The organism is Pseudomonas sp. R19M (genome assembly GCF_050312585.1).
GTDB classification, from domain to species: Bacteria; Pseudomonadota; Gammaproteobacteria; order Pseudomonadales; family Pseudomonadaceae; genus Aquipseudomonas; species Aquipseudomonas palleroniana.
In genome coordinates this window covers 1-15304 of the sequence record NZ_JBNPJV010000086.1, presented here as the reverse complement: position 1 = coordinate 15304, position 15304 = coordinate 1, and the positions used below count along the sequence as shown (strand labels likewise).

The following is a 15304-nucleotide window of genomic DNA, read 5'->3' as shown; positions in this document are numbered from 1 at the left end:
AATTTCAAGAAGGTTGCAATAGTAGCCCATCCCGCGCTAGATTCCGCCATGTAGTTGCAATTGCAATTACTTATCGGCACTCCCACAAAGAGCCCGTCATACGAAATCCGCCTACCCTGGAGCCTCACATGACCCAGAACCACGCACTCAGACACGACGATGATCCCCTGGAGACACGCGAGTGGCTGGAGTCCATCGAATCGGTATTGTCCGCCGAAGGCCGCCCGCGCGCGCACTACCTGATCGATCAGTTGCTGGATTTCGACGTAGCGCGCCATGGCGACTTCCACGGGCGGGTCACCACGCCGTACGTCAATACCATCCCGGTAGACCGCCAGTTGCCCTACCCCGGCAACCTGGACATCGAACGCCGTACCAACGCTTTTATCCGCTGGAATGCGATGGCGATGGTATTACGTGCGGGCAAACACTCAGGTGTCGGTGGGCATATCGCGACCTATGCGTCAGCTGCCGTACTGTACGACGTAGGGTTTGACCATTTTTTCCGTGGCCGTACCGACAGAGTTGATGGCGACCTGGTGTATATCCAGGGCCACTCCGCCCCAGGCATCTATGGCCGGGCTTACCTGGAAGGCCGCATCAGCGAAGCACAACTCGACAACTTCCGCCGCGAGGCCGGTGGCGAGGGTATCTCGTCCTACCCGCACCCACGGCTGATGCCCGACTTCTGGCAGTTCCCCACCGTGTCCATGGGCCTCGGCCCGATCACCGCGGCTTACCAGGCGCGCTTTATGCGCTACCTGGAACTGCGTGGCCTCAAGCAACACCAGGGACGCAAGGTATGGGCCTTCCTCGGTGATGGCGAAATGGACCAACCGGAATCCTTGGCCGCCCTTTCCATGGCCGGGCGCGAGAAGCTCGACAACCTGATCTTCGTGGTCAATTGCAACCTGCAACGCCTGGACGGCCCTGTGCGCGGCAATGCCAAGGTCATCCAAGAGTTCGAAAGCCTGTACCGTGCCGCCGGTTGGAACGTTATCAAAGTGATCTGGGGCAGTGGTTGGGACGCACTGCTGGAAAAAGACCAGAGCGGCCTGCTGCGCCAGCGCATGATGGAATGTGTGGACGGCGACTATCAGAACTATAAATCCCAGAACGGCGCGTATGTGCGCGAACATTTCTTTGGCAAATACCCGGAGTTGCTGTCGTTGGTTGCGGACATGTCCGACGACGAAATCTGGAAGCTGTCACGGGGCGGGCATGACCCGGAAAAGGTCTATAACGCCTACGCCGCCGCCATGCGTCACAAGGGCCAGCCCACGGTGATCCTGGCGAAAACCGTCAAGGGCTTTGGCATGGGTGAAGCGGGTGAAGGCCAGAACATTAACCATCAATTGAAGAAGATGGGCGCTGATGCGGTAAGAGCTTTCCGCGATCGCTTTGGCCTGGACGTCACTGACGATCAACTCGCCGATATTCCCTACCTGAAGCCCGCCGCCGACAGCGTAGAAGCCCGCTACTTCGCCGCACGCCGCCAAGCATTGGGCGGCTACGTACCGGCGCGCAACAGCGCGGTCGAGCCGTTGCAGATTCCCGAACTGTCGGCCTTCGCCACCCAGCTCAAGGACACGGGCGAGCGTGCGATCTCCACCACCATGGCCTTTGTACGCATCCTGGGCACGCTGCTCAAGGACCCACACCTGAGCAAACTAATCGTGCCGATCGTGCCGGACGAGTCGCGTACCTTCGGCATGGAAAGCCTGTTTCGTCAGATCGGCATCCATTCTGCCGTAGGCCAGCTCTATACCCCACAGGACGCAGGGCAACTGAGCTACTACAAGGAAAGCAAGGACGGACAGATCATGCAGGAAGGCCTGAATGAATCCGGCGCCATTTCTTCCTGGATTGCAGCCAGCACGTCCTACAGCAACCATGGCCTGATGACAGTGCCCTTCTATATCTTCTACTCGATGTTCGGCTTCCAGCGCGTCGGCGACCTCGCCTGGGCGGCAGGCGACGCGCGGGCGCGTGGCTTCCTGCTGGGGGCCACGGCCGGCCGCACCACCTTGATGGGCGAAGGCTTGCAGCATGACGATGGGCACAGTCACATCCTGTCGTCGGTGATTCCGTGCTGCGTATCCTACGACCCGACGTTTGCCTACGAGTTGGCGGTAATCATCCGCGAGGGCATGCGGCGTATGTACGTGCAACAGGAGGATATTTACTACTACATCACCCTGCTCAACGAAAACTACCCACACCCGGCCATGCCCGAAGGCGTGGAAGACGGCATTCTCAAGGGCATGTACCGACTCAGTGCCAGCGACCAGGCCCAAGTGCAACTGATGGGCAGTGGCTCAATCCTGCGCGAAGTGATTGCAGCGGCTGAGCTGCTTGAAAAGGACTTCGGCGTGAGAAGCAACGTGTGGAGCGCAACCAGCCTGACTGAATTGCGCCGTAACGGCCATGAGGTGGAGCGCTGGAACCTGCTGCATCCGCAGAGCGAGCCGCGGGTGAGTTACGTCGAGCAATGCCTGGAACGGCAGACGGGGCCGCTGGTAGTAGCAACGGACTATATGAAGCTCCTCGCCGATCAGATCCGCCCTTTCGTCTCCGGCCGACGCTTTGTAGCACTGGGAACGGACGGCTTCGGGCAATCGGATACCCGTGAAACCCTGCGGGCATTCTTTGAAGTGGATCGGCACTTCATCGCGCTGGCGGCCTTGAAGGCACTGGCCGATGACGGCGTCATCGGCCGTGAAAAAGTCAGTGAAGCCATCAGCCGCTACGGGATCAACGTCGACAAGGCCAACCCCGCAGCCGTCTGAGTTACTGCCCAGGCGTCGGCAGGGGTGCAATCACCTCTGTCGGCGGCGGCAGGTCCGGGCGAGTAGGCGCCGGTGCAGGCTCTGCTTGCGGCACAATCGGAGCGGCCTCGACAGGCGGCGTGACAGGCTGAGAGCTAGCAGGCTGCGAGCTGGCAGGCTGAGAACCGGCTGGTTGCGAAACAGCGGGCTGCGAAACGGCTGCCGGTGCAGCGACCGGCGATGAGGTGGTCGGCGCCTCCTTCGGTGGCTCGACCTTCTCGGTAGCCGGTGCAGCCTTGGGCTCCGGCACCCCCAGCTCGGCTTTCGGCTTCTCAGGGCTACTCTCGGCCGGCTTCGCTTCCTGCGGCAGGAACACGTCCACCAGCGCAAAGTAACGCTCATAGAACTTCGGTGCCGATACGGTCTCACTCGCCACCTTCACCATCGAGTCATCGGTGGAGCCGATCGGCATCGACACCGAGCCCAGCACACCCACACCCAGGCTCGCGGAGTTGTTGACCTTCTTCAGCGCATACCGGTCCTGCAAGGCGTTGGCAAACATCGTCGAGTGATTGTTGCCCTTGCCATCATTGGCACACACCACATTGAAGCTGATCTGCATGTGGGTTTCGCCGGTTTGCTGGAAGCTCTTGTTGCCCACTACCAGTTTGGGATCGCTGCTGGTGATGATGTAGCCCTGGCTCAGCAGCGCCCGCCGCGCCGCCTCGCAGGACGCCGTGGCACTGACCGGATAATCACGGGAAAACGTACCGGAATCGTCGAAGTTCTCATGTTCATAAATAGCGGTCTTGGGCGACGAGCAGCCCGCGGCGCCCGCCAACACAAGCGCCAACCCGAGGCTACGCACGTGAAATGATGTCGACATCGAAAATCCTGAGAAAAACAGTCAGGGCGGTATTGTGCAACAGAACGAGACCTTGGCGCGCATATTCCTGTCGGTAAAACGTCACAGATCTACAGATCAAGCACCATAAAAAAACCCCCGGTCTTTTCAGGCCGGGGGCTTTTCATTCAAACCGTCATCAGAACTTCTTGATGTCAGCCTGGGTTTCCAACTGCTTACGGTACGCCGCAAAGTCTTGCTGGCCGATGCGCGAAGCGAGGAATCGACGGTATTGCGCCTTTTCTTCGTCCGACGGGGCTGCCGCTTCGTTGACGCCGTTCAGGCGCACGATCACCAGGCTGCCATCAGCCAGGGTCACGGTAGTGAACGTCGGCTTGTCCTTGCTCGCAGGCTTGGGCATACGGAACAGGGCTTGCAGCACTGCTGGATCAACAGCCTCGGCGTTACGGGTCGCCGCTTCGGTGACTTTCCAGGCCTGGCCGTCGACCGGTTGGTCCAACGGGGTCTTGCCGTCGCGCAGGCTGGCGATCACTTCGTCAGCGTGAGCCTTGGCCGCCGCGCTGGCGCGCTCCTTGGTCATCTGGGTGCGAATCGCCGCAGCAACACGCTCCAGCGGCAATTGCGCCGGCTTGAGGTGCTCTTTGGCACGCAGCACGATGACGGTTTCCGGGTCCAGCTCGATGGCGGTGCTGTTGGCACCCTCATCCAGCACTTCCGGGCTGAACGCAGCGGTGACCACGGCACGGTTGGCCGCGATACCTTCACCACCCTCACGGCCAAATGGCGCGGAGGTGTGCACGGTCAGCTTCAGGTCGGACGCCGGCTGAGCCAGGTCGGAGGCTTCGAAAGCCGCGTCTTCCAATTGCTTGGTGGCTTCGACAAAACGCTGTTCAACCTGTTGGGTCTTGAGCTCGCGGGTCAGCTTGTCTTTCAGGCTGGCAAACGATGGCACCTGCGGTGCTTCAACGCCCAACAACTTGATCAGGTGCCAACCGAAGGTGGTACGCACCGGGGCCGACACCTGGTCCTTGTTCAAGGCATACAGGGCAGTTTCAAAAGCCGGGTCATAGACGCCAGGGCCGGCGAAACCGAGGTCACCGCCATTGTTGGCCGAACCCGGGTCCTGGGAGAACTCCTTGGCCAGGGCTTCGAACTTCTCGCCCTTGGCCAGGCGCGCCTGGATTTCCTCGAGCTTGGCCTTGGCTTGCGCGTCGGTGGTCTTGTCGTTGACTTCAATCAGAATGTGCGCGGCGCGACGCTGTTCAGCGAGGTTGGCGGTTTCTTTCTGATAGGCAGCCTGCAGTTCATCGTCCTTGACGGTGACCTGGTCGAAGAAGGATGACTTCTTCAGTTCCAGGTAGTCGATGACCACCTGGTCCGGGGTCATGAACTCTTTGGCGTGCTGGTCGTAGTAAGCCTTGACCTCGTCGTCGGTGAGCTTCACCGCCGCAGGGTCGGCCTTGACATTCACGGTGGCGAAATCGCGGGTCTGTTTTTCCAGGCGGGCGAATGCGAGCACTTCGGCGTCGGTCACGAAACCGCTGCCGGCAATACCTGCGCGAACCTGGCCGATGAGCATTTCCTGGGTCAGCATCTGACGGAACTGCATACGGCTGTAGCCCAGCTGACGGATCACCTGGTCAAAGCGTTCGGGATTGAACTTGCCGTCCACCTGGAATTCCGGCGTCTGCAGGATGACTTGGTCCAAGGCTGCTTCGGAGAAGCCGAACTTGGAATTCGCAGCGCCTTGCAGCAACAGCTTGCGGTCGATCAGCCCTTTGAGGGCCGCATCGCGCAGCAATTTCTCGTCCAGCAGGGAAGCATCGAAATCCTTGCCCAGCTGTTGCATCAGCTGGCGACGTTGCATATCGACGGCCTGGCTCAGTTCGGTCTGGGTGATTTCTTCACCGTTGACCTTGGCCACGTCCTGCTTGTTGTTGGTCGAAGCCTGGAAAATGGCTTCGATACCGGTGAACGCCATCAATGCGACGATGATCCCGATAATGGTCTTGGCAATCCAGCCTTGTGAATTGTCCCTGATATTCTGCAGCATGCGTCCCCCAGAAACGGTTGAACTTCAAAATTAGGCAACCGTGGAGCGTGGGTAGAGTCCGGATAGAAGAAAGGCGCATCCGAGGATGCGCCTTCTCGTAACTGGCGGAGCGGACGGGGGTTTGAACCCACACCCCCGGCGTTGCGACCCGATGGATACCTGGGTCGGCTGTGCCGCTCCGCTGCCAGGCCAGACCTGCGTCTGACCCGGATAGGTAAGGCTTGAACGAGGCTTAGTTAACGGCTTCTTTCAGGGCTTTACCGGCTTTGAAACCTGGTTTCTTGGCAGCAGCGATTTGCAGTGCTTTGCCAGTCTGTGGGTTGCGGCCAACGCGAGCTGGGCGGTCAGTCACAGAGAAAGTACCAAAGCCTACCAGCACCACGGAGTCGCCGGCCTTCAGAGCGCCAGTGACGGATTCGATAACTGCGTCCAGCGCACGGCCAGCAGCAGCTTTCGGGATATCAGCGGATGCGGCAACAGCATCAATCAGTTCCGACTTGTTCACTCTAAGTCCCCTTATATATCTATTGAGTATGATTCTAAGTTTTTTGGTGAAAGCAAAAACCAGTGCTGAATGGCCTACAGACACTTAAGAGCCGCTTTATAACAAGGGCTCTAAAAATCTGTCAAGGAAGCCCCCAGGCTTAAACGCATTAATGCGTGCTAATTCTTTCCTTGGAATCAGACTCGCGTTTTTCATCCTTCGCGACAATCTCCGGAGCCACATCCGGCAAGGGCTCCGGCGCGTATTGCAGCGCAATTTGCAGGACCTCGTCAATCCATTTAACGGGTTTAATCTGAAGATCTTGCTTGATATTGTCAGGAATTTCCTTCAAGTCGCGGACATTCTCTTCAGGAATGATCACCGTCTTGATTCCACCCCGGTGCGCGGCCAGCAATTTCTCTTTCAGACCACCGATAGCCAGTACCTGACCACGCAGGGTAATTTCCCCGGTCATGGCCACATCCGCTCGCACCGGAATGCCGGTCAATGCCGACACCAGGGCCGTGCACATGCCTACGCCGGCGCTAGGGCCATCCTTCGGAGTCGCCCCTTCCGGCATGTGGATGTGCGTGTCGTGCTTCTCGTGGAAGTCCAGGGGGATGCCCAGGCTCTTGGCGCGGCTGCGCACCACGGTTTGCGCGGCAGTGATGGATTCAACCATCACATCACCCAGCGAGCCGGTCTTGATCAACTGGCCCTTGCCAGGGATCACCGCCGCTTCAATGGTCAGCAATTCGCCGCCCACCTGGGTCCAGGCCAGGCCAGTCACCTGCCCTACCTGGTCCTGCTGCTCAGCCAGGCCATAACGGAATTTGCGCACGCCCAGGAAGTGCTCCAGGGAGTCAGCAGTGACCTTGACGCAGAAGCGTTTTTCCAGCGCATGCTCCTTCACGGCCTTGCGGCAGATCTTCGCGATCTGGCGCTCAAGCCCCCGCACACCGGCCTCGCGGGTGTAATAGCGCACGATGTCGCGGATCGTCTCGACCTCAAATTCGATCTCGCCCTTTTTCAGGCCATTGGCCGAAATCTGCTTGGGCGCGAGGTACTTGACGGCGATGTTGATCTTCTCGTCTTCGGTGTAACCCGGCAGACGAATCACCTCCATCCGGTCCAGCAAGGCTGGCGGAATGTTCATGGAGTTGGAGGTGCACAGGAACATCACGTCGGACAGGTCGTAATCGACCTCCAGGTAATGGTCATTGAAATTATGGTTCTGCTCCGGGTCGAGCACTTCGAGCAAAGCCGATGCAGGATCGCCACGCATGTCGCTGCCCATCTTGTCGATTTCATCGAGCAGGAACAGTGGGTTGCGCACACCGACCTTTGTCATCTTTTGAATCAATCTTCCTGGCATCGAACCGATATAAGTCCGGCGATGACCACGAATTTCCGCCTCATCACGCACACCACCCAGGGCCATGCGCACGAATTTGCGGTTGGTGGCGTTGGCGATGGATTCGGCCAGCGAGGTTTTACCCACACCTGGAGGGCCGACCAGGCACAACACCGGACCACGAATCTTCTTCACGCGCTTTTGCACGGCGAGGTATTCGAGAATGCGTTCTTTGACTTCTTCGAGGCCATAGTGATCGGCGTCGAGGATATCTTCTGCACGAGCCAGGTCCAGGCGCACCTTGGTCTGGGCCTTCCACGGCACCTGCACCAGCCAGTCGATGTAGGAGCGAACCACGGTGGCTTCGGCCGACATCGGAGACATTTGCTTGAGCTTGTTCAGCTCGGCGGTGGCTTTGGCCAGGGCGTCTTTCGGCAGGCCGGCGGCATCGATACGCTTTTTCAGCTCCTCGATTTCGTTGTGGCCTTCCTCGCTGTCGCCAAGCTCCTTCTGAATGGCCTTCATCTGCTCATTCAGGTAGTACTCGCGCTGGCTGCGCTCCATTTGCTTCTTCACGCGACCACGGATGCGCTTCTCAACCTGCAACAGGTCGATTTCGCCATCCAGCAATGCCAGCACATGTTCAACGCGGGCGGCCAGGTCGATGATTTCGAGAATGTCCTGCTTCTGCTCGATCTTCAGCGCCATGTGCGCAGCCATGGTATCGACCAGGCGGCTTGGCTCATCAATGCTGTTGAGGGACGACAGGACTTCAGCCGGGACTTTCTTGCCCAACTGCACATACTGCTCGAACTGCGAGAGCAGGCTGCGTACAAACACTTCGGATTCGCGCTCAGGGGCTTCGACTTCGTCGATCAACGCGACTTCGGCACGCAGGTGACCATCCACCTCCATGAAACGCTCGACCGCGCCACGCTGCTCGCCTTCGACCAGCACCTTGACGGTGCCATCAGGCAGCTTGAGCAGTTGCAGCACGGTGGCAATGGTGCCGACGCGATACAGGGCTTCTTCGCCCGGATCATCATCAGCAGGATTCTTTTGGGCCAACAGCAGGATCTGCTTGTCGCCCGTCATCGCAGCCTCGAGGGCTTCGATAGACTTCTCGCGCCCCACGAACAGCGGGATAACCATGTGCGGATAGACGACGACATCACGCAACGGCAGGAGAGGCAATTCGCTGGTTGTCTTCATGATTTCGCCTCTATGACAGTTGAAAAATAAGCTTGGAGCCAAGATGGGGGCTGCATGCAAAAAAAACAAGCTCAATGCCAGCAGTTAAACGCATGAATACCTATGAATTTAAAAGCCGTCCTGAAAAACCACCCCAAAAGGCACACCAAAAACAAAGGGGCCCCGAAAGGCCCCTTGCTGGTACTGCAGCTGCAAAACGCTTACGCGTCCGGCGCAGCCTTTGCAGTCGGCTCACTGTTTTCGTAGATATACAGTGGCTTGGACTTGCCTTCGATAACGCTTTCGTCGATCACCACTTTACTCACCTCGGACTGCGAGGGGATCTCGTACATGGTGTCGAGCAACACGCCTTCGAGGATCGAACGCAGACCACGTGCACCGGTCTTGCGCTCCAATGCCCGCTTGGCCACTGATTTGAGCGCGTCGGTACGGAACTCGAGGTCCACACCTTCCATCTCGAACAGCTTGGCGTATTGCTTGGTCAGGGCGTTTTTCGGCTCGGTGAGGATCTGAATCAGAGCCGCCTCATCCAACTCGTCCAACGTGGCCAGGACCGGCAGACGGCCGACGAATTCCGGGATCAGACCGAACTTGACCAGATCGTCAGGCTCGACTTCACGCAGGGACTCGCCCACCTTCTTGCCTTCTTCCTTGCTGCGCACTTCCGCACTGAAACCGATGCCACCACGGGTGGAGCGCTGCTGGATGACCTTTTCGAGACCGGAGAACGCACCACCACAGATGAACAGGATGTTGCGCGTATCGACCTGAAGGAATTCCTGCTGCGGGTGCTTGCGACCACCTTGAGGCGGAACGGAAGCCACCGTGCCTTCAATCAGTTTCAACAGGGCCTGCTGCACGCCTTCACCGGAAACATCCCGGGTGATGGACGGGTTGTCCGACTTTCGCGAAATCTTGTCGATTTCGTCGATGTAGACAATACCCATCTGGGCTTTCTCTACGTCGTAGTCGCACTTCTGCAGCAGCTTTTGAATGATGTTCTCGACGTCTTCGCCCACGTACCCAGCCTCGGTGAGGGTGGTGGCGTCGGCGATGGTGAACGGAACGTTCAACAGGCGAGCGAGGGTTTCGGCAAGCAGGGTTTTACCCGAGCCTGTCGGGCCGATCAGCAAGATGTTGCTCTTGCCGAGTTCGACTTCGTCGCCCTTCTTGTCACGCTGGTTCAAGCGCTTGTAGTGGTTGTACACCGCTACGGCCAGAACCTTCTTTGCACGCTCTTGACCGATTACATACTGGTCAAGGATGCCGCTGATTTCTTTAGGCGAAGGCAATTTATGCGCGCTGTTCTCGGCCTGGGCTTCCTGCACCTCCTCGCGGATGATGTCATTGCACAGGTCGACGCACTCGTCGCAGATAAACACCGAGGGGCCGGCAATCAACTTGCGTACTTCATGCTGGCTTTTGCCGCAGAAGGAGCAATAGAGCAGCTTGCCGTTGTCCTCGCCGTTGCGGGTGTCAGTCATTCGTTCGATCCAAATCCGATAGGCTTGCAACACAAGATGAAGGCTTATGCGGGCTTTTTCAAGCCCGCCGGTGGTCGGACATGCCGACCAGCCCTATTTTGAGCGGCTTATATTAAGCGGGGCGCTTGTCGATCACTGCGTCGATCAGCCCGTATTCACGCGCGGCTTCGGCACTCATGAAATTGTCGCGGTTGGTGTCGCGCTCGATTTCTTCGAGGGTGCGCCCGCTGTGCTTGGCCATCAGCGTGTTGAGACGCTCACGAATAAACAGGATTTCCTTGGCGTGGATTTCGATATCCGACGCCTGGCCCTGGAAGCCGCCCAGTGGCTGGTGAATCATCACACGCGAGTTAGGCAGGCAGAAACGCTTGCCCTCGGCACCGGCAGTCAGCAGGAACGCGCCCATGCTGCACGCCTGGCCGATGCAAGTGGTCGATACGTTCGGCTTGATGAACTGCATGGTGTCGTAGATCGACATGCCCGCCGTCACCGAACCGCCTGGAGAGTTGATGTAGAGATGGATGTCCTTGTCCGGGTTTTCCGCTTCAAGGAACAGCAGTTGCGCACAGATCAGGTTGGCCATGTAGTCCTCTACCGGACCAACCAGAAAGATCACTCGCTCCTTGAGCAGGCGCGAGTAGATGTCGTAGGCGCGCTCGCCACGAGCAGATTGCTCGACAACCATCGGGACCAGGCCGCCGGCGGCCTGGATATCAGAGTTCTGCTGAATATAGGAATTACGGAACATGCTCTGCAGTTACTCCCAAATAGTCATGTCTTGAAAACGCATAAGCCAGCGCGAGGCTGGCTTATGGTTGTATTTCCAACGAGTTGGACAATCAGTCGGCTTGTGCTGCTTCCGCCGGCTTGACTGCTTCTTCGTAAGAGACCGCTTTGTCGGTCACCTTAGCCTTCTGCAGAACAGTATCCACAACTTGTTCTTCCAGCACAACCGAACGTACTTCGTTCAGTTGCTGGTCGTTCTTGTAGTACCAAGCCACGACCTGCTCAGGCTCCTGGTAGGCCGAAGCCATTTCCTGGATCATTTCGCGAACGCGATCTTCGTCAGGCTTGAGGTCGTGTTGCTTGACCACTTCAGCCACGACCAGACCCAGCACGACACGGCGCTTGGCTTGTTCTTCGAACAGCTCGGCCGGCAGTTGATCAGGCTTGATGTTGCCACCGAACTGCTGAACCGCTTGAACGCGCAGGCGATCCACTTCGTTGGACAGCAGAGCCTTAGGCACTTCGATCGGGTTGGCGGCCAGCAGACCGTCCATGACCTGGTTCTTGACCTTGGACTTGATGGCCTGACGCAGCTCGCGCTCCATGTTCTTGCGAACTTCGGTGCGGAAGCCTTCGATACCGGTTTCCTTGATGCCGAATTGAGCGAAGAACTCTTCGTTCAGCTCTGGCAGCTTAGGCTCGGAAACGCTGTTGACGGTCACGGTGAACTCAGCGGCTTTGCCGGCCAGGTCCAGGTTCTGGTAGTCAGCAGGGAAAGTCAGGTTCAGCACGCGCTCTTCGCCGGCTTTTGCGCCAACCAGGCCGTCTTCGAAACCCGGGATCATGCGGTTGGAGCCCAGCACCAGCTGAGTCCCCTTGGCGGAGCCGCCGGCGAACGCTTCGCCGTCAACCTTGCCCACGAAATCGATGTTCAGCTGGTCTTCGTTCTGGGCAGCACGGTCGGCCACTTCGAAACGGGTGTTCTGCTTGCGCAGGATTTCCAGCATGTTGTCCAGGTCGGCATCAGCTACGTCAGCGCTCAGGCGCTCAACGGCGATATCTTCAAAACCGGCAACGGTGAATTCCGGGAACACTTCGAATACGGCAACGTATTCCAGGTCCTTGCCGGCTTCCAAGGACTTAGGCTCGATCGATGGCGAGCCAGCCGGGTTCAGCTTGTGCTCGACAACGGCTTCGTAGAAAGAAGCCTGGATCACGTCACCTACAGCTTCCTGACGCGCATCGGCACCAAAACGACGCTTGATTTCGCTCATTGGCACTTTGCCTGGACGGAAACCAGCGATCTTGGCCTTCTGGGCAGTCTGCTGCAGACGCTTGTTGACCGCAGTCTCGATACGCTCAGCCGGCACGGTGATGCTCAGGCGACGCTCGATAGCAGTAGTATTTTCAACAGAAACTTGCATGGATATTCCTCGTTGCACAGACGTTAGCCGGCCATTTCCGACCCCAATCAAGGGCATGCATTCTAGTGGGTCAAACTCAAGAAGTCACCCTACTGCAAATACGCCCGAAAACAGCCGGCAATTTATCGGTACGAAGGCACTGATGCCCCCCGCCCCGCTGACAAATACAGCCCATCACGCCAGGGCTCTGCGCCGCTCCTTCTATATATAGAGGAAGTCGTCATCCATCTCCCTGACGGCCCACCCCTCAGACGGGGCGGCAGGCAGTGCGGCATCATCGAGATACACAAATACGACGAAACGCCCTGCCCTTGCGACCCACTACCTGCAGTCGCGGAATATTCGAACCGCTGAAACCAAAAAAGGCGCCAGACTGTTAAATCTGGCGCCTTTCGAATATGGGGTGGACGAAGGGGATCGAACCCTCGACAACGGGAGTCACAATCCCGTGCTCTACCAACTGAGCTACGCCCACCATATAGCGCTACTTGTGCCAAAGCTGCCTAATGGCGCACCCGGCAGGACTCGAACCTGCGACCATCCGCTTAGAAGGCGGATGCTCTATCCAGCTGAGCTACGGGCGCCTTATTAATCTGTACTCTTGGAGGATTACAAACTAAGTGCTTCCAGCCTTGCAGAACAACTATTCTGCTCGACCTTCTTAACCAGTGCTAGGCTGTGCCCGACAAGTGCGACGAATAGTATAGAGAGCGTTGATACCCGTCAAATCTTTTTTGAAAAAAACTGATTTTATTTAAGGGGTTAGGGCAATTTGCAGACCAAGCGCCTTTGCCCTCACGTCACGGCGTGCGAGAATGCGCGCACTTTTCTTCCCCCTCTCGATGGTTAATCACGCGTAATGACTGCACAACTTATCGACGGCAAATCAATCGCCGCCAGCCTGCGCCAGCAGATCGCCAAACGCGTCACCGAGCGCAGCCAGCAAGGTCTGCGCACGCCCGGCCTCGCGGTGATCCTGGTCGGCAGCGATCCTGCCTCTCAGGTTTATGTCTCGCACAAGCGTAAAGACTGTGAAGAGGTCGGCTTTATTTCCAAGGCCTACGACCTGCCTTCCGAGACCACCCAGCAGGCACTGACCGACCTGATCGACACGCTCAACGACGACCCGGCCATCGACGGCGTCCTGCTTCAACTGCCACTGCCTGAGCACCTGGATGCCTCCAAGCTGCTCGAACGCATCCGCCCGGACAAAGACGTCGACGGCTTCCATCCTTATAACGTCGGCCGCCTCGCACAACGCATCCCGCTGCTGCGCCCCTGCACCCCCAAAGGCATCATGACCCTGCTGGAAAGCACCGGTGTCGACCTGTACGGCCTCGATGCCGTGGTCGTCGGCGCGTCCAACATCGTCGGCCGCCCGATGGCCATGGAACTGCTGCTGGCCGGTTGCACCGTGACCGTCACCCACCGCTTCACCAAGGATCTCGCCGGCCACGTCGGCCGTGCCGACCTGGTGGTGGTCGCCGCCGGTAAGCCGGGCCTGGTCAAGGGTGAGTGGATCAAGGAAGGCGCCATCGTGATCGACGTCGGCATCAATCGTCAGGAAGATGGCAAGCTGGTCGGTGATGTGGTCTACGAGACCGCCCTGCCCCGCGCCGGCTGGATCACTCCAGTGCCAGGGGGCGTTGGCCCGATGACTCGTGCCTGCTTGCTGGAAAATACGCTGTATGCAGCAGAAACCCTGCACGACTGATAACCAGCCGTACTGAAAAAACCCCGCCTTATCGCGGGGTTTTTTATTGCCGCCGCTAAAACACTTTTTTCTTTACTTTTAAGTACTTTCGTCCGGGTTTAGAAGAACATTCGACAGTTATTGAGCCATACTCCTAAAATGTAACGGCATTTATCATAAAACCCGTTTCCGAACGGTATTTCCTTACTTTTTAGCGAGTTCACCCGCGTGAAAATTCGTCTCTCTATTGTCAGCCTATTTTTTGCATTTACAGGCACCTTCGCGCACGCAGCCGAAACCACCCAGGCCCCGCGTGATACTTCCAAACTGCAAATCGCCTCCGGCAGCGCCATGCTGGTCGACTTACAGACCAACAAAGTCATCTATTTCAGCAACCCCGACGTGGTGGTACCCATCGCCTCCGTGAGTAAATTGATGACCGGCCTGGTGGTGCTGGAAGCCAAGCAGAACATGGACGAATACATCGACATCAACATCAAGGACACGCCGGAAATGAAAGGCGTGTTCTCCCGTGTGAAAATCGGCAGCGAAATGCCGCGTAAAGAAATGCTGCTGATTGCCCTGATGTCCTCGGAAAACCGCGCAGCTGCTAGCCTGGCTCACCACTACCCGGGCGGCTACCCCGCGTTTATCGCGGCAATGAACGCCAAGGCCAAAGCGCTGGGCATGACCAGCACCCACTATGTGGAACCCACCGGCCTGTCGATTCACAACGTGTCCACCGCCCGTGACCTGAGCAAGCTGCTGGCCTATGCGCGCAAGTTTCCAATGCTCAGCCAGCTCAGCACCACCAAAGAAAAGACCGTGTCGTTCCGCAAACCCAACTACACCTTGGGCTTCTCCAACACCGACCACCTGATCAACCGCGCCAACTGGGATATCAAGCTGACCAAGACTGGCTTTACCAACCAGGCCGGCCACTGCCTGGTGCTGGTGACGAGCATGGGCAACCGCCCGGTTTCATTGGTGATCCTGGACGCCTTCGGCAAATTCACCCACTTCGCCGATGCCGGTCGTATTCGCAACTGGGTCGAGACCGGCAAGAGCACGTCGGTGCCGGACGTCGCGTTGCGCTACAAGGCCGACAAAAACCTGAAGAACCGCCCGATTGCCGCAGAGGTGCGCCGCTAAGCCCCCCGGTAACCACAACCGAACTCTTGTAGTGAGCGGGCTTGCCCCGCGCTGGGTGGCGCAGCCGCCCCAACAAGAACGCCGCGGTG

General features: G+C 58.1%; 10 protein-coding genes and 2 tRNA genes. 3 read left to right on the top strand and 9 right to left on the bottom strand.

All coding sequences use genetic code 11. The features are described from left to right. Nucleotides 1-128 precede the first annotated feature (128 nt). Nucleotides 129-2789, top strand: coding sequence for a pyruvate dehydrogenase (acetyl-transferring), homodimeric type (gene aceE, locus ACQRBT_RS19170; RefSeq protein WP_412047265.1), 2661 nt, complete (start codon nt 129-131; stop codon nt 2787-2789). Nucleotide 2790: 1 nt separating this feature from the next. On the opposite strand, the gene ACQRBT_RS19165 is transcribed toward aceE, so the two are convergent. The 9 genes from ACQRBT_RS19165 to ACQRBT_RS19125 all read right to left on the bottom strand — a co-directional run bounded on the left by ACQRBT_RS19165 (nt 2791) and on the right by ACQRBT_RS19125 (nt 12954). Beyond that, nucleotides 2791-3654 (bottom strand): DUF2242 domain-containing protein, encoded by an 864-nt coding sequence (locus ACQRBT_RS19165; protein ID WP_412047266.1) that lies wholly within the window; start codon nt 3652-3654, stop codon nt 2791-2793. 157 nt (nt 3655-3811) lie between these two features. Then, complete coding sequence (locus ACQRBT_RS19160; RefSeq protein ID WP_060756759.1) at nt 3812-5686, bottom strand: SurA N-terminal domain-containing protein; 1875 nt, start codon at nt 5684-5686, stop codon at nt 3812-3814. Nucleotides 5687-5918: 232 nt separating this feature from the next. After that, nucleotides 5919-6191, bottom strand: a complete 273-nt coding sequence (locus ACQRBT_RS19155; protein ID WP_060756760.1) for an HU family DNA-binding protein — start codon at nt 6189-6191, stop codon at nt 5919-5921. A 148-nt stretch (nt 6192-6339) separates the two neighbouring features. After that, nucleotides 6340-8736, bottom strand: coding sequence for an endopeptidase La (lon, locus tag ACQRBT_RS19150; RefSeq protein WP_060756761.1), 2397 nt, complete (start codon nt 8734-8736; stop codon nt 6340-6342). Nucleotides 8737-8936: 200 nt separating this feature from the next. Continuing rightward, nucleotides 8937-10220, bottom strand: a complete 1284-nt coding sequence (clpX, locus tag ACQRBT_RS19145; protein ID WP_412047267.1) for an ATP-dependent Clp protease ATP-binding subunit ClpX — start codon at nt 10218-10220, stop codon at nt 8937-8939. A 112-nt stretch (nt 10221-10332) separates the two neighbouring features. Beyond that, the gene (gene clpP / locus ACQRBT_RS19140; RefSeq protein WP_016974096.1) at nt 10333-10968 is read right to left on the bottom strand and encodes an ATP-dependent Clp endopeptidase proteolytic subunit ClpP; all 636 of its coding nucleotides are present in this window, start codon (nt 10966-10968) and stop codon (nt 10333-10335) included. Nucleotides 10969-11059: 91 nt separating this feature from the next. Continuing rightward, on the bottom strand, nt 11060-12370 hold the full coding sequence (tig, locus tag ACQRBT_RS19135) for a trigger factor (RefSeq protein WP_198761831.1): 1311 nt from the start codon (nt 12368-12370) through the stop codon (nt 11060-11062). Nucleotides 12371-12769: 399 nt separating this feature from the next. After that, nucleotides 12770-12845: transfer RNA gene (locus tag ACQRBT_RS19130), tRNA-His, on the bottom strand. 32 nt (nt 12846-12877) lie between these two features. Continuing rightward, nucleotides 12878-12954 (bottom strand) — tRNA-Arg (locus ACQRBT_RS19125). A 275-nt stretch (nt 12955-13229) separates the two neighbouring features. On the opposite strand from ACQRBT_RS19125, the gene folD reads away from it, so the two are divergent. Next, a complete protein-coding gene (gene folD, locus ACQRBT_RS19120; RefSeq protein ID WP_060756763.1) occupies nt 13230-14084 on the top strand; it encodes a bifunctional methylenetetrahydrofolate dehydrogenase/methenyltetrahydrofolate cyclohydrolase FolD in 855 nt (284 codons plus the stop codon). Between the two features lie 207 nt (nt 14085-14291). Further along, nucleotides 14292-15215: a D-alanyl-D-alanine endopeptidase gene (gene pbpG, locus ACQRBT_RS19115; RefSeq protein WP_412047268.1), complete on the top strand. Its 924-nt coding sequence runs from the start codon at nt 14292-14294 to the stop codon at nt 15213-15215. Nucleotides 15216-15304: the final 89 nt, after the last annotated feature.

Coding starts and splice junctions, on each gene's coding strand:
- aceE (WP_412047265.1), top strand. CDS start 129: ATGACCCAGAACCACGCACTCAGACACGACGATGATCCCCTGGAGACA.
- ACQRBT_RS19165 (WP_412047266.1), bottom strand. CDS start 3,654: ATGTCGACATCATTTCACGTGCGTAGCCTCGGGTTGGCGCTTGTGTTG.
- ACQRBT_RS19160 (WP_060756759.1), bottom strand. CDS start 5,686: ATGCTGCAGAATATCAGGGACAATTCACAAGGCTGGATTGCCAAGACC.
- lon (WP_060756761.1), bottom strand. CDS start 8,736: ATGAAGACAACCAGCGAATTGCCTCTCCTGCCGTTGCGTGATGTCGTC.
- clpX (WP_412047267.1), bottom strand. CDS start 10,220: ATGACTGACACCCGCAACGGCGAGGACAACGGCAAGCTGCTCTATTGC.
- clpP (WP_016974096.1), bottom strand. CDS start 10,968: ATGTTCCGTAATTCCTATATTCAGCAGAACTCTGATATCCAGGCCGCC.
- tig (WP_198761831.1), bottom strand. CDS start 12,370: ATGCAAGTTTCTGTTGAAAATACTACTGCTATCGAGCGTCGCCTGAGC.
- folD (WP_060756763.1), top strand. CDS start 13,230: ATGACTGCACAACTTATCGACGGCAAATCAATCGCCGCCAGCCTGCGC.